Consider the following 14,643-nt stretch of genomic DNA (forward strand, 5'->3'; position numbering starts at 1 on the left):
TAGACATGTGGTGCTATCCCATTGCTATTAAGCTAAGAATTTAAATGTAATATTATTTAAGGTAATACTTAAGATACAAATAAAATATCTTTTCCATGTCGCACTGTTTTATTGAAGTCTATCCCGAGTTGTAGCTAGTTCAATGCAACTGTAAATTCGGAGTTCGGTGCGCCAGCAAATACAACCGTTCCGTTCTCTGGTAGTTTCACTTTGTTATTGTCACTAACGACGGTAAAATTGACGCATACTCCATTCTCATCATACACCGCGAATGAACTTCCTGATGGCAACTTCACAGTCATCGTTTTCCCTGCTGCCGTTTGCGGAATCGTAAACCATTTGGCATGCCCATTTTCTTGCAGTGTAACTTTCGATAATGGACCTGCATCAAGGGATTTTACGTTAGATTCACTGACGTATAAAAAGCTGGCCATCTCCATATATTCATTACCATTCTCTGTATAGAAATGAGCTTCCGTCGTATCCCGCCCATTTATCACGGGAATCTGAATTTGATGCGTCGCCGAATTTGGACCTGTAATTTTTTTGCCGTCCCAATACCCATCCTTGAGCGTAATTTGTGTGTTTAGAGGCATTAGTAGTCCTAGATAGTTCATTGAATTAAATTTTTCGTTAACGAGGTAGAACTTGCTCCCCTCACGCTTCGCCCATGCAGCTGCTGTTTTCTTCGGTAACACATTGCTTTCTAATTTTTGGGCTAAATATTGAGTCAACACATTTTGCCCCAATCCCGGCGATAATTCATATGTGCTCTCTCTCAAATAAACTTTTCCATTCTTCTCAGTAACGAAGTTAAGCTTGGAGGTACCCTTCTCATTTATAAAGCTTCCATCCGCCGTATATACATATTTTTCTTTCGGTTTAGTTGGTAAAAACAGTTCTCCCTTCTTCGTAATTTCTATTTTGAAATGGCTTTGGATATTTCCATAAAAACCCGCTTTTTTTACCACGTCTTGAGGTACTTTAGCCTTGACTGGCTTGCCGAAGGATTTATCTGGTTTTATATCCTTAATTGTCCCTTTCTCTTTAAGCCTAGCTAACAGTAATTTGTTTGCCAACAGTTGATTTGTCGTGCTGGAGCCGCCGGAGGACAATACAACTGCTGCCATCTTCTGTTCTGGAAGCACGACCAATGTGGCATGTTGCAGTACCGTATCCCCACCCTTAGTCAACGCTTTTATCCCATATTCACTGAATGGGTATAGTTTCACACTATCCCAGCCAAGACCATAGTTGAACATGTTTTCGCTATCTTCCGGCCACATGCCTCTTTTATATTCTTCTTGTTCCATCGCCTTGACTGCTCTATTAGAGAGAATTTCTTTTCCCTGTCCCATAAATATTTGTGAGAATCGCACCACATCTTCTGCAGTAGAAGAGATTCCTCCCGTACCAATCGCATTTACCATTTCACTCGGAAGCTGTCCCTGGTATTTTGGAGAATACTGTCCAGCCCGCTTTTCGTCTTCCCATTTGTCTTGCGATGTTATCGTATGATTCAGTTTTAATGGCTCTGTAAACTTTTGATGTAGAAATTCAGTAAAACTCATACCACTGACTCTCTCTACCAAGATCTCAGCTAGCGTAAAACCATCATTACAGTATACTGAGAACGCACCAGGGTCTGCCTTCAAGTTTTGGTTGGACAATTGCTGCAACAAGATATCATGGGCATAAGCATCATTATCTTTAAATAAAAATACATTATTGTACGAGGAACCTTGCAAACCCGAGGAGTGATTCAACAGCATACGCGGTGTGATGCGCTTATATCGTTTATCTTTCATTTTGAACTCAGGAATATAGCGGGCAACAGGGGCATCCAAATCAACTTTTCCTTCGTCTACTAGTTTCATAACAGCCGCAGCTGTATATACTTTACTGGTTGAACCAATTCCGTATAGAGTATCTTTGGTTAGTGGCTCTTTCCCTTCTATGTCATTCTTGCCTGTCTGCCCCGACAAAATAAGTTTACCATTATCAATCAGCGCATACTGCACGCTAGTCGTCTCATAGGACTTCGTGAGTAGTTCAGCGTTCTCTGCAGCAATCTTCTCCAAATCTTGGCTAGCAACTTCTTGACTAGATACAACTGGAGTCTTACTGCTAGAAGACGCTAGCGCTCCTGTTGGTAGGCTCATCGTTAGAGCCAAGGTAGCGGCTAACACCCCAGATAATTTATTTTCCATAAGAAAAATACCTCCTTAGATAAATGATCGATTTCATCTTTTATTTGTACAATTACAAACATCACATAAACTACTATTCCGCCTTTATCCCTACTGTCTAAATTCAACAAGTAAAATACTTTTAAAAAGACCAGGATTCTCGGCTCTACCCATACTGTTCAAATTGCCGTCAACATATGCCTCCCTCCATGTGTCCCTCCAGCAAAAGTATTAAATCCTGGAATAACACCTGTATGTCCCCCTATCGAGACAACGTTAGGAAGTTTAATTTCATAGATTCCTAGACCATATCCATTGATTCCTCCCTTTCCTGTAGAAACTGTAGTGAATATTTGTTTTAGTTGCTGTTCTTTCAGTAATTGCCACCAAGCAAATAAGAAAAAAATTTGTTTAAGTCGTTACACTTCCAATGCGAAAGTAAAAATCTGTTTTCATCGGTTCTTAGTTCTTATATCCTATATACCAGCTGCATACCCCTACGTTTTTCTACCCTGGGAAGTTTTAGCGAGTACCCCGGGGGTATCCAAGTTGCAATGTATCTCGCATTACTTGTTCGACGGAAGTACGATCTAGTTGAGTACTTATTTGTAATGAACTAAGTATATTTTGAGTGGAGCCTGTTTTTATCATTGCGGTTGGTGTTAGGTATAATAAAGAGTTCCGGCAATGAAAAGTGCTGAATCTGCAAATGGGAGTTAATTATATATTTTCATAAGACACTCTTCCCCTCTATTCATATAGTATCGGCGGTTGTATATTATTTCTTACTAATTACACAGAAATCATCTTCATATTGTTTATTTTTACAAGCACCATACTGTCGTAATAAACGGTAAAACCTCTCTTTTTCACATGTATGTTAGTACCATAAATGATTTTTTTATTTAGAATGTGCTTATTACTAGTTTGGTTTTCGTATAAATTAATCCTATTTATCCTCCCTCTTTTGTGCTTCTCTATATTTGTATCCTACATAATAAAAATTTCTTTTTTCTTATGCATTTCTTACAATTTCCTTACGTTCAAATCACTTCTATAATTAGGTAGGTTTTATTTTAAAATCTCCAGGATAATAAATGCTTATATAATCCCACGATTTCATAGAAGATGGATTAATAACCCTGCGCCAAATGATCATGCACATCTCTGATATTCCCTTGGATTCCCCCCTCAACCTTTACAACAGTTCCAACCGGCAATCAACACTTCTTCACGTTCTTATAACTAGTAATAACTAATCAACTCCTTACCTGAAAATAAATTAATATAGAAAAAGAGAGATAAGGTTAAAATACCTTTATCTCTCCTTTTCTCTCACAAATTTTGCGAAGGATTTTTTTGTTTTTGGGTTCATCTGTTTTCTTAGCTTGATGGGCATGAGACGTTAAGGAAAAGCAGACTGAAAGAATTAAAGGAGAAGAAATTATTTCAATAAAATTTCTTTAAAGTACTTTTACGTCACTTTCACAAATATAAGAACTCTCATATATTACACTTCATACATCCTTTTCCAAGGAACAATATACCGATACACAAATCCCTATTTATATAGGGATTTTTTTGTGCAAGTCCCCTCACCATCAATTTAAGAATTTAAAAAAGAGGGGATTATCCCCCTCCTTTTACGCTTGCTCCGATTGTCGAAATTATTTAATATACCCACGATTCAGTTCCGTTAACTTTTCATTGATGTTAAAAATTCTTACTCTAATATCTTTAACACCAACTGCTTCAAGTCTGTTCTTGTGCATTTCAGCGTATTTTTCAGCATCTTGTTTTTCCTCAAATACATAAATGCCTCCAGCTTCTTTTGTTTCTTCATTCTCAGTCCATATTTTCCAGTGGAATCCTCCTTCTTCGTTAATACTATTTGCTAAATCCCAAAATGCTTTTTCCATTTCTTCACCAAAAGGACCTTCAAACGGAAAATCAACTTGTAATAAATACGCCATTTTCACTCACTCCTATTTTTAATATAAAATTCATCAGGAATTCCTTTGTATAAAAATCCTTTCCATTCTTTTACTGATTATGATTCGAATGATAGTAATGTCTAAATTCGTATTGCTATTATTATTCAAGCATTAATTTGAGAATCCCCCTATTTGTAAAAAAACTACAAAATGTTAGCAACTTGAACGCATACAGTTTAACGGCTTCAGGTTATGTTTAAAAAATATGATAACAACTTACCCCTAAACTAAGGACAAACAAAACAAGCGCAGGTATTGCTTTCTTAAAAGGATCTCTCGCTAATACAATAAGAGTTAATGCAGCTGCAAGCATCGTACCACCTAACAACAATCCTGCTAATAAAGCTACTATTGGAATCCAAATTCCTATCAACATTCCAATTGCTCCTACAATCTCAAAAGCTCCAGTTAAGAAATTAAAAAACGAAGGTAAACCAAATCGTTTGAACTCCTCTGCCATTTTCCCAGATATAATTTTCGTACCTGTCATTAAAAAGAACAAAAACAACAAAACTTTTACAATATTGATGAAAATTAAAATAGTAATCACACCTTTCTTATTATTTGATAAAAACTCAGTATTGTTCAGGTAGTAGTCACTACCTATACCCTATTTCCTGAGATTGATCATAGGGAAATTGCTTCAATATTTAAAGGGGTAAAAATTATATGCTATAGCATATACAATGCAGAAATTCGACTGGTACTAGGTAAAAAAGTGATCCTGAATCAGATATCATAGAAAATAAAGCTACCTTCTCCTTCCTCTAAACAAACGAAATTATATGCTATAGCATATATAATACATAAAACAAAGTTTGTTCCTTATGAATAGCATAGTATTAATAAGGAACAAGTATTAATAGCGTGTATCATACAATTTGTTTAATAATGATTGTAATACTTTAATCTCTTCCTTGCTCAAATTACTCGTAACGAAATGGTGAGCGTCTTTCACTACAGGCAAGATGGTTTTCTTTAACTCGTCACCTTTTTCAGTTAAAAAAAGGTTATGTGAACGCCTATCTTGGTCATTCAAAGCCTTCTTTACAATCCCTTTTCTCTCCATTGACTGTATCATTCTTACGACAGTAGTTTGATCTTTATCAATAGCTTCTGCTAACTCTTTTTGAGTAGTGCCCCTTTGGCTACAAAGAACACTAATAATTCCCCACTGCTCTGGTGTAACTCCATACGGCTTTAATTTCTTTGTAAAATAATTAGTCATTTTCACATCAGTACGATGAACAAGATAGCCTATTAAATCATGTAAGTTCATGGATCACCTCTATAAATTAAGATATAAAAGGATATAGCATACCAGTCAATTATTCACAGTGAATGTATTTGTTTCACTATTTATATGCTATGACATATATATTAAATTAGGTCATTTTAATTGTCAAATGAATTACCTATTGTTTTCAAAATCAAAATCTATTCCATACATTCCTCCGGTGTGATTTCTGCTGACTATTTCTTCTCCATTCTACAGAAGTTCCGTAGATCTCCCCGCTTAATATGATCACAGTAATTTTTAGCGCTTCATCCTCTTTCTTTTTATGATGTTCTTATAACATTTTATAAAATTTGATATCTACAGGCAGCCACACATTTTCCACCGACGAATCCTTCTTGTCCGCCGATAATTCTTGCAAACTGTTGACAAATTGATTCCTCATTAATCGCCATACCTTTCATCATCACCCCTTTCACTGTTAGGTTATGAATGAATACATAGGTCTGAAACGGTAATGAATCTATGCTATTATAAAAAAGATGATGGGAATCTAACGAAATCTATTAGCTCAATTATTCTTGATCATTTGTATTGTTACCAGAGTTTAAATGGTGCAGAATTTTTATTTTATCCCGCAGTAACGGGCCTTAACAGCCCGATTGGTGAGTGTTAATAATCAGTGAGGGATAAACACCCCACTGATTAAACTTTCACTTTATGAGGGGTTTTTCCTTTTATGCTTGCTGGGCGACTGAAGGTAAAACTCGGCTATTATATGTTAAGATATTTTTAGAGGGCATAAAAAAACACCCTAAGGTGCCATCCTCTGACTTGAGAATCATATCTATGTATGGAAAAAATCAGAAAAGACAAATACAAAAGAGAAGCTTCTAACTATAATTTATAAAGTTCTTATGGCATTAATTACTTACATACATATTTCATTATTTACCGGAAGAAGAATCCCCGTTATATTACTTTCTAATCAGTCTCGTTAAAGCCATCCCAAGAAATCCAGTACCCATCCCTATTAGCCATCCAGTTTGAGTACTTCCTAACATAGATCCCACTCCTCCACCAAGAAACATGCAGCCAACGAATACTAATCCTCCAATTCCCCAATTCGGCCTTTCCATAATTCAAACACACCCTTTCAATAAAACATATGCTATTAGCTACCTAAACTTTCTTGCATAGGATATGTTAATTATTTCTCTAGAGAGGGTATAGTTATTTAGCTTAAGTTTAGCAACTTTCAGGGAATTCAAAAGACGCGGAGATTGACCGATTTGAAGGGATTACAGGAGAAGAATTTTTTGTATGATAATAACTTAATGGTTGTGGAACAAATTCTTCTTCAACTAACCAGCTAATAGAAATCTGGAGATTTTCTACAATCGGGGCTCATCGCCATCAAGTTAACATACCTCCCCCAGTTCTTGTTGTTACAAAATAAGCAGCATATAATCAATTAAAATAATATAACAACCCAAATTAGCAGCAAAAACATCAAGAAAAGACATTCCAAATATGGAACGCCTTCTTTTTTATAAAATCATTCACTTAAATCTATTCCAAAAAATTCTAATTAATAAAATCAAACATTTAACGAAAGAAATTTGTTACTTGCATAACGCTCTTCTAACTTTTTTTGCAAAATTTAGTGGATCATCAACGTCTTCGATATTAACGTAAATCAAATTCGGATCATCACATAACCATTCATTGTGTATAGACGAAACAATTATACCTTGTTTAATAATTGTAGCAACAAATTCAGTAACTTCCTTTTGCAAGAGTGCTACTCGGCCTAGACATAATGCCCGTCCAGTTTTATGATCTCTTGATTCAAATGAGAAGGAAGTTGTTACTCTAAAACGCTTTCCTAAGATGGTTGCTCGTATTTCCTCCCGATTTATTGTTGCTACACATTTTCCACCGGCGAATCCTTCTTGTCCACCGATAATTCTGGCAAACTGTCGACAAATTGATTCCTCATTACTCGCCATATTTTCAATCATCCCCCTTTTACTGTTAGGTTATGAATTCATACATAAGTCTGAAACGGTAATGAATCTATTCGGTTACAAAAAGATGATGGCACTCTAATAAAATCTGTTAGCCCAAGTATTCTTGGTTATATGAATTATTACTAGATTGTAAATGATGGGAGTTTTACTACCCGCAAATAGCGGGATGAATTTCCAAAAGTAAAACCCCAGAAATCCAAAGGTCTCTGGGGCTTCATTATATATTTAGCTCTTTTTGCTTTTTATTTTGTTTATGTCTATAAAGTAATTTTCGACTTATGAGAGAAATCAGTAATAAGATCAGTACTAGTACGAAAAGTTGCATATATGATAAATTAAAATATTTAGCACCTGTAACAAGTAAAAGTGTAGAAATCGTACCTTTTACAATGAAAAAAATAATAATCCATAATCCGCCTTTTTTCCAGTTCATTTTTACTTACCCTTTCCTACGTTTAAATTCATAAAAAAATTAGTGATAGTTCTTGAAAGTGACATTTTAATTGAAATCTATTACATTAATAAAAAAGTAGACTTTTTTTCACAAAAATCATATCCAATTACATGGGACGATTCCATAATAAATGCAAATGATATTCATTGTCAATTTTATTCAACATTTTTAATTCCGATCGTCTACATTGTTCTTTCAGATAGTGACATTTCTTTTTTGTTTCTACAACCGCGACACATCTTTGCAGAAGGAAATCACTTATCTATTTTCACAAGCTGTTTGCCTTGTTCTTGTAGCTTATATGCTAATTATACTTCATTACATTGCTTGGAAATATTAAAAATCACAAGGAAAAGAAGCTAACAATAAATTGTTAACTTCTCAGCTTAAGGAAAAATAGTATCTTTCCTTATTTTTTAATATCTAGGTTGTGATTTAATATTGGTAAGATGAGCATCAAACATATCAATGATTTCAAGAAATCTATCCGCTTCACGAAATACATGATCTGCTAATAATGGATGAATGATACTCTTTATTTTACATTGCTCAATTAAATCACGTGCCGTTTTCTTAAAATCCCGAAGAGATGTGACTGACACACGATTTTGATCTAAAAATTGATCTAAAAGAGGAACTGTTTGAGATTGTGGTTTCATAGATTCTAAGTCAATTGCTTGATACATTAATTCATCAAAATCATTGCTAAAATTCCGTGCTGTATCTACAAGCTTTCTTTCAGATGGATCAAGAAGATGACCAATAAATTTAGCATGGTCTGCCATAATCCTTAAAAAGAAAACATTTTCTTTAATAATAGCATCCGGAAGGGCATCTAATTTACCTTCATTTAATTCAATTAAACGTTTTCTAAAATAATCAGCTTCCCTACTTGTATGGTCAACTAACAGTGGGAAATTATTTTGCCCTGGCAATTTACATGTGAGAATTAATCCTAAAATTTTTCTTTTAAATCCCCAAATATTAGTTGCAGCTTGTTGTACTTCTGAATTAAATCTTTTTATTTGCTCAGGATCTGTTTCATTTGTATAGGAATACGCTATTTGTTCAATATGTTCAAACAATCGATAAAATTGATTAGCTTCTTCGATTAGTTGGGTATCCTCACATCTAAACCCCAATCGAAGAAAAAAAGAATGTTCCTTCATGATTCTAGACCAAAAACGAATTTCATTTAATGATCGTTCAACAAACATGACAGACGTAACACCCGTATCAGGATGTAATGAGGTCTCATCCCTATTCATTCTTAATCCCCCCAGTAAATACTCAGCTAGTTCTATTCTTATGAGTAAGTATATATATAAATGCCATCAATAAAAATCCATGATGATATTGAGAAAGTCCTTTCGGAAATAAAGAAAAGATACCATCAGATGCCTTTCTCTGAATTGATAACCACATGTTATGTTTAAATGTACCTAGTTAACAGTTCCCCCCGCACACGAGAAGTACATAGTATACATAATAAAAAAGAAGCAGAAAATCACTCACGATTTTCTGCTTCTTTTTTTAATTTAAGTTCTTCATACATCGCTTCACGCAAGATTGCTATTTTCTAGTACACGATAACTGGATCATACGTGTTCAAATTATCATACACAGTTTTTGCAACATTAGGAAGAAGGTTAACACACCCACCTGATCCCCCTGTTAAATAGGCATTATTCGCCCAATTTGTTCGCCAGCCAGCATCATGGAATCCTTGACCGCTATTTGTGAATGGTACCCAGTAATCTACTTTAACTGCATAATCAGCTTTACCTACTGCGCTTCCTTTCAACGTGTATGGTGTTCGTTTATATAGGACGTACCACACACCTGGTGATGTATCTTCACTCGTGCTATGTTTACCAGTTACTACATTTGTTGTGACTGCTAATTTGCCATCTTTATAAATCCAAATTTGTTGATCTGCAATTGAAACTTCCGCATACGTGTCTCCAATACCGTTATTCGCTGTTGTTTCATAACCGATACCTTCCTTCTCCCAACCATTTCCGTGAATATTAGAAGCAGATAGCGATTTTTCACCCTTTTCAAAAGCTTGTTGAACTTGTTTTGTTTCTTTTTCAACATCTAGTGCCCAGCCGTAGCCTTGTCCTTTTACTGATATAACCGAACCGGAATGGGTTTTAAAGCTGAAATTTTTATTTAATGTTGATTTAGCATTATTAATTTCAGTAATCTTTTTCTTAATGTCGCTCGCATCGATTGTCACTTTCATATCCTTTGACATAGAGGCATTTTGAATTAAATCTTTCGCTTTTAAAGGATACACTTCATTCTGTACTTTATATTCAACGGACTGCCCAAGAAGATTCTGTAGTGCTTGCTCCTCTTTTTTGATAATTGGATCGTCTTCTTTAATAGGCTGTATGTATGTAGACTTCAGATGAATTTCGCTTTTATATTTCTGCTTGTCGTAATCTTTCAATAGACTAGTAACGTCATACTGTTTTCCATCAACGCTCTTCGAAATAACAATTTTTCCTTGTTCAAGCTTCGCCATAGCATCTTGAGGTGCTTTTAATTCTTTATTCATAGAAACGAGCTTTTCTTCTACAAGTTTTTTCATCGTTTCACTACGATACTGATCCGCCTTTTCCGGTAGCACTGAATAATTTTTTTCCTTTGAGGAAGGGAAAAATGTCCACTGGCTTTTTAATAACTTCTTAACTTGAGGCAAATCTTTTTCCGTAAGTTCTGTTTTTGTCTCTTTTTCATCTAAAATTTGTTGTTGATCGACATAGACTTTATTTGCTAGTCCAGATGTTTTTAATTTCTGTATTGCCTGATCAGCACTCATACCACCAACTTTGGTGTCATTAATCGTAACATTCGAATTGAAGTGAGTTGCCTGATAATAACTCACTCCCCCAACGAGAAGCGCAATTATACCAACACCCGCTGCGATAAATTTCCAATTTGGAAAACGTTTTCTTGATCTTACTCGTTTTTTATGAACTTCTTCAACTGATTCATTTACTGTATTGTTGTTCATCAATTTTTCCCCCATAGACATTAACGTCAATCGATTTTAAACCAAAACCATTGACTAGTGTACCTTATTTTTCCTGAAATTTCATTATTTTTGACAAGATTTTATCGCATTTATTTAATCAAACTTAGTTTTTTAATAGAACGGCCCTACTCTATGTGTAACACTCTAATTTAGTTTCATATGAGATTTTTTCTTTTTCTACAATATCAGTCCAGCTTATTAAAAAATAGAAAAATCCCGTATTCCATAAAAAATACGGGATTTTTATCCATACGTTTATTTTGTAAAGTAACATTTAGTCGAAAGAAGTTCATTCGTTACAGATTACTCATCTAATTAAGGATCATTTATATTCCAGTCCAAACATCTTTCCCGTATCGTCCTTCATGTTGCAAATGATCCAACCAATTCCTTGCTTCTTGTTCACTAACTTCATGAATTTCTTCATATGCTTGACAAAGGGTATCTTCTACATCCGGAGCCATTTTACTTCCATCACCACATATATAAAGATGAGCTCCATTATCTAATAACGAAATTAAATTGATTCTATCTTGTTTTATTAAATGCTGTACATATGTTTTTGGATGTCCCTCTAGACGAGAAAAAGCTGTGTGTAAAGAGATTAATCCATCTCTTTCATCATTTTCTAGTTCTGTACGATAAAGATAATCTTTTTCAGGATGACGACAACCAAAATATAGATGCGCTTGTCCTAAGTTAATACCTTTTTGCTTTTGAACACGACGCGCTTGCAAGAATCCACGGAATGGTGCAATTCCAGTACCTGGTCCCACCATGATAATTGGTGTTTCTGGATTTTCAGGCAATTGAAAGTTTGATTGTGGCGTTCGAATGAAACAGATAATTTCATCTTTATTATGACGCTGAGCTAAATAATTAGAAGCGACGCCTTCATATGTCCCTTCCCCACTCCATGCAGGTGCATTAACAACACCAACCGTAATGCTCAGACGATCCTGTGCAACGAGTGGCGAGCTTGAAATAGAATAGTAACGCGGTTTGAGCGCAGGAAGAAGTTCTAAAAATCGTTCAAATCGGATTTCACAAGCCTCATACTTTTCAAGCAGATCCAACATTGAAATACGTTTCTTTAATATTCTTTCATGATAAACTCCTTCTTCCAATAATGATTCCAATTCCTTTTTATGAGGAGGGCATGCTGTGAATGTCACCATTTCTCGTATTTGTGCTCGAGTGGCTGCTTCTTGCACTTCGACACTATAACTAATAAGGTCAAACAAACTAACAGGACTGTCTAAAGGTATGTGATTTACACTGCGCCCACTTGCGCTCAGTATGACTTGATCCTTCCCATTTAATCCAAAGCGTTTTAAAATTCGGTTAACATTTTTCTCGCTATTAATTGGTAGCACTCCAAGGTGGTCTCCTTCTTGATACGTAGCACCTTCTGGCAAGGATACCTCGATATGCCGCGTACTTCTATCACTGCTGGATGATTGGAGTTCACGATTTTCTAGTATAGATGCATAAACTGCTTCATATGTTCGGGCAAGAGGAGATCCTCCAAGACGACTAACAAATTGCAGACTCAAAGTACTGCGCTCTTTTTCCATATTTTTGTTAAGTTCTAGTCCAAATGCCCTCATCGCATCAGACCACATGCTTTGTTTCCATTGCTCGAGTTGTTCCTCGAAATCACCACTTGCATCCGCTTCTCCGCGTTTAGAGAATCTCGTTGCTCCTTTTTGAGCCATTTGCTCATCAATGTATCTTGGAATCCGCTGATAAGTACTAGCCCAATTGTGATCTCCACAACCAAAAACTGCGTATTGAACACCTTTTAGCTCATCCGGTTTTAATTCCTCCAACCACTGCACAAACTGCCCTGCATTACTTGGTGGCTTTCCATTATAAGATGAAGTTACAATAAGAACTGCTCCTTCTTTTGGCAGAATTCCAATTCGCTCGTTAAGAGCTACTACTTCCGTTTGAACACCTTCTAAACTAGCTGTATCTGCTAGTTCTCTTGCAATACCTTCTGCTACCCCTGTATCCGAGCCATACAGAACAAGCAGCGAAAGATTATCAGCTCCAATAATAGAAGGAGTCTTCTGAACTTGCTGTTCGATTTCATGGTTTTTCAGTTTCTCCTCTGTAGGCGCAAGAACAGTAGTATGACTGATAGTTTGATTTCGGGGTAGAATCCTAATTTTAAAATCACCGGGCTTTAGCGTTAATGTTTGTTTTACGTCCAGCTGATAGTTTTGATAATCGATTAATTCAAAATGTTGAAGAAGCATTCCCATTACGAGAGTGGCTTCATGAAGTGCAAACTGCATACCGATACATGCTCGTTGACCATTTCCAAATGGCTTATAAGCATGATGAGGAAGCTTATCCGGCTCTTCAAATCGTTCAGGTTGGAATTCTTCCACATTGTCTCCCCATGCGTCTTTATCCCTATGTAGCTGTGGAATAAGAACAGAAATACGATCTTCTCCTTTCTTAATTGGATATTTCCCACCAATTACTGTATCTTCTTTTGCATAGAGACTGAATGCTGGAGCAGTAGGCCATAGACGTAGCGATTCATTTAAAATCATCCGTATGTACTTAAGTTTCATAACTTGTTGATATGTTGGAGTAGGATCTGTCAATACCCGATCTACTTCTTCATAGGCTTTTTTCAACTTATCCGGATTCTTTAATAAAAAATAGATTGCAAAAGATAACAATCCACTTGTTGTCTCATGCCCAGCTATTAAAAAAGTGATAATTTGAAAACGAATATTTTCATCATCTAATTTTTCACCAGTTTCCGGATCCTGCACATTTAACATACGGGCAAGTAAATCATTTTCTTCTTGATTTCCATTACTTTTACGTTCAGCAATAATATTATCTACTAAAGAAAACATGGATTGGATATCATGCTGAAATTGACGTTTCGTTCTCCACATGAGTTTGTCTTCTATATCCAGTCGCTGTAATTGGTGCATCGCTTCATCTAGAGCACGGCTCATGCTAGTGATAAAAGGATGAGAGGTCTCACGATAAAAGCTATTAAATCGGTAATTAAAACCACATAGACCAATTGTATCCAATGTAAGACGGGTCATATCCTCCGGAACATCTACGTTTTCATTCGGATTCAGTCTTGCCCATTTTTGAACGAGTTGTACAGCAATATCGACCATCATGGCATGGTAATCTTTCATTGCCCGTTGGCTGAATGTAGGCATCAAAATATTATGAGCTTTTTTCCAGTTAGGCTCGTCAGTCTCACTTGTAAATAACCCGTCCCCAGCAAAGGCGCGAACTTTTGCTAAAGCACCATCTATACTTTTATCGAACCGTGTTTCGTCACAGACTTCTGCTACCAGTTCATGTCCAGAAACGACAATGATGGTATCACTTAAAGTTTGAATTTGAAAAATAGGACCATACTCTTCCGCTATCTTGATAAAAGATAAGGTCGGTTTATCTTTGTCGATTAATGGGAGATTCCCCAGCGGTCCATATGTTTTCGGCTGAGGAATGGCAGATACTTTTTTATCCATTAAAAACACCCTTTCAAAAAGCATAAAATAAAGTGAAACTTTAATCAGCCCTCACCAATCGGGCTTTTACGGGCAGCAGGGCCCCCACCTAACTTCTTTGCTTCCGCTGAATTTTGAGGTGGGGGTCTTACTGCCCGGCAAATAGCGGGATAAAATACCCCATTCA

General features: G+C 35.9%; 10 protein-coding genes and 3 pseudogenes. All 13 read right to left on the reverse strand.

The features are described from left to right. Positions 1-134: 134 nt before the first annotated feature. The 13 genes and pseudogenes from JDS98_RS03590 to cypD all read right to left on the reverse strand — a co-directional run bounded on the left by JDS98_RS03590 (position 135) and on the right by cypD (position 14,477). The gene (locus JDS98_RS03590) at positions 135-2,210 is read right to left on the reverse strand and encodes a serine hydrolase domain-containing protein (protein ID WP_098911778.1); all 2,076 of its coding nucleotides are present in this window, start codon (positions 2,208-2,210) and stop codon (positions 135-137) included. A gap of 90 nt (positions 2,211-2,300) precedes the next feature. Further along, positions 2,301-2,610: pseudogene (locus tag JDS98_RS30850) on the reverse strand (serine hydrolase domain-containing protein); the annotation flags it as partial. A gap of 1,246 nt (positions 2,611-3,856) precedes the next feature. Continuing rightward, the gene (locus tag JDS98_RS03600; protein ID WP_097959581.1) at positions 3,857-4,162 is read right to left on the reverse strand and encodes a monooxygenase; all 306 of its coding nucleotides are present in this window, start codon (positions 4,160-4,162) and stop codon (positions 3,857-3,859) included. A gap of 217 nt (positions 4,163-4,379) precedes the next feature. Beyond that, positions 4,380-4,730, reverse strand: a complete 351-nt coding sequence (locus tag JDS98_RS03605; RefSeq protein ID WP_199633576.1) for a DoxX family protein — start codon at positions 4,728-4,730, stop codon at positions 4,380-4,382. A gap of 312 nt (positions 4,731-5,042) precedes the next feature. Further along, positions 5,043-5,462, reverse strand: coding sequence for a MarR family winged helix-turn-helix transcriptional regulator (locus JDS98_RS03610; protein WP_097952191.1), 420 nt, complete (start codon positions 5,460-5,462; stop codon positions 5,043-5,045). A gap of 326 nt (positions 5,463-5,788) precedes the next feature. Continuing rightward, positions 5,789-5,914, reverse strand: a pseudogene (locus tag JDS98_RS03615) (DUF1259 domain-containing protein); the annotation flags it as partial. A gap of 483 nt (positions 5,915-6,397) precedes the next feature. After that, positions 6,398-6,559, reverse strand: a complete 162-nt coding sequence (locus tag JDS98_RS03620) for a hypothetical protein (protein WP_000441014.1) — start codon at positions 6,557-6,559, stop codon at positions 6,398-6,400. A 486-nt stretch (positions 6,560-7,045) separates the two neighbouring features. Then, complete coding sequence (locus JDS98_RS03625; RefSeq protein ID WP_142307101.1) at positions 7,046-7,432, reverse strand: DUF1259 domain-containing protein; 387 nt, start codon at positions 7,430-7,432, stop codon at positions 7,046-7,048. A 238-nt stretch (positions 7,433-7,670) separates the two neighbouring features. After that, positions 7,671-7,886: a hypothetical protein gene (locus JDS98_RS03630; RefSeq protein WP_001104095.1), complete on the reverse strand. Its 216-nt coding sequence runs from the start codon at positions 7,884-7,886 to the stop codon at positions 7,671-7,673. 209 nt (positions 7,887-8,095) lie between these two features. Then, positions 8,096-8,215 (reverse strand): annotated as a pseudogene (locus tag JDS98_RS03635) (RNA-guided endonuclease TnpB family protein); the annotation flags it as partial. A gap of 108 nt (positions 8,216-8,323) precedes the next feature. Then, positions 8,324-9,175: a DUF2935 domain-containing protein gene (locus JDS98_RS03640; protein ID WP_001078035.1), complete on the reverse strand. Its 852-nt coding sequence runs from the start codon at positions 9,173-9,175 to the stop codon at positions 8,324-8,326. A 311-nt stretch (positions 9,176-9,486) separates the two neighbouring features. Next, entirely contained in the window at positions 9,487-10,932 is a 1,446-nt protein-coding gene (locus tag JDS98_RS03645) for a L,D-transpeptidase family protein (protein WP_097952197.1), read from the reverse strand. 347 nt (positions 10,933-11,279) lie between these two features. After that, entirely contained in the window at positions 11,280-14,477 is a 3,198-nt protein-coding gene (cypD, locus tag JDS98_RS03650; RefSeq protein WP_199633561.1) for a bifunctional P-450/NADPH--P450 reductase, read from the reverse strand. Between the last annotated feature and the right edge of the window lie 166 nt (positions 14,478-14,643).

It is taken from the genome of Bacillus cereus group sp. N11 (genome assembly GCF_016483605.1).
Lineage (GTDB): Bacteria > Bacillota > Bacilli > Bacillales > Bacillaceae_G > Bacillus_A > Bacillus_A toyonensis.

What these genes read in the sequence shown, in the direction of transcription:
- JDS98_RS03590 (WP_098911778.1), bottom strand. Translation starts at nt 2,210, where the DNA reads ATGGAAAATAAATTATCTGGGGTGTTAGCCGCTACCTTGGCTCTAACG.
- JDS98_RS03600 (WP_097959581.1), bottom strand. Translation starts at nt 4,162, where the DNA reads ATGGCGTATTTATTACAAGTTGATTTTCCGTTTGAAGGTCCTTTTGGT.
- JDS98_RS03610 (WP_097952191.1), bottom strand. Translation starts at nt 5,462, where the DNA reads ATGAACTTACATGATTTAATAGGCTATCTTGTTCATCGTACTGATGTG.
- JDS98_RS03620 (WP_000441014.1), bottom strand. Translation starts at nt 6,559, where the DNA reads ATGGAAAGGCCGAATTGGGGAATTGGAGGATTAGTATTCGTTGGCTGC.
- JDS98_RS03625 (WP_142307101.1), bottom strand. Translation starts at nt 7,432, where the DNA reads ATGGCGAGTAATGAGGAATCAATTTGTCGACAGTTTGCCAGAATTATC.
- JDS98_RS03630 (WP_001104095.1), bottom strand. Translation starts at nt 7,886, where the DNA reads ATGAACTGGAAAAAAGGCGGATTATGGATTATTATTTTTTTCATTGTA.
- JDS98_RS03640 (WP_001078035.1), bottom strand. Translation starts at nt 9,175, where the DNA reads ATGAATAGGGATGAGACCTCATTACATCCTGATACGGGTGTTACGTCT.
- JDS98_RS03645 (WP_097952197.1), bottom strand. Translation starts at nt 10,932, where the DNA reads ATGAACAACAATACAGTAAATGAATCAGTTGAAGAAGTTCATAAAAAA.
- cypD (WP_199633561.1), bottom strand. Translation starts at nt 14,477, where the DNA reads ATGGATAAAAAAGTATCTGCCATTCCTCAGCCGAAAACATATGGACCG.